A 447-nucleotide genomic window follows, 5' to 3' on the forward strand; every position below is an offset into this window, starting at 1 on the left:
TTCAAGTCTTTGATTGTTGCATTACCAGTAACATTCAACTCTTTGGTTTCTACCGCTTCAAATTTTGGTTTTTCAGCAAATTCAATGGTGATATTGCCTGTACCGTCAGCTTGGGTTCTCACATTATTGCTGCTGTAGTTACCTTGAGTAACATTACCACCAACAATGTTGAGCTGTGTACCCAATTTAGTAGTAATAACAGTACCATTGTTACCCATAAATTTGATACCGCCATCAACCAATTCTTTAACCTTGGTATGAACAGCTCCACCAGTTACCGCTTGAGTATTACCTTCTTTAATCTCACCACTGGTGATGTTGTTGATGGTATTACCACCCATATCAATCTTGGTGCCATTGGTAACGTTGAACGTTTTACCTTCACCGCCGATAGTGGTGTTACCAAGGGTAGAGTTTCCAGTTACCTCAAGATCTTTAGTCTTGGTC

Annotated in this window: 1 protein-coding gene; it reads right to left on the reverse strand. The window is 40.0% G+C overall.

All coding sequences use genetic code 11. From position 1 onward, the window contains the following. The coding region (locus tag A1D25_RS01935; protein WP_205420569.1) for a hypothetical protein at nt 1–447 on the reverse strand (447 nt) is incomplete at both ends.

This window comes from Ursidibacter arcticus, from assembly GCF_009761375.1.
Taxonomy (GTDB): Bacteria; Pseudomonadota; Gammaproteobacteria; order Enterobacterales; family Pasteurellaceae; genus Ursidibacter; species Ursidibacter arcticus.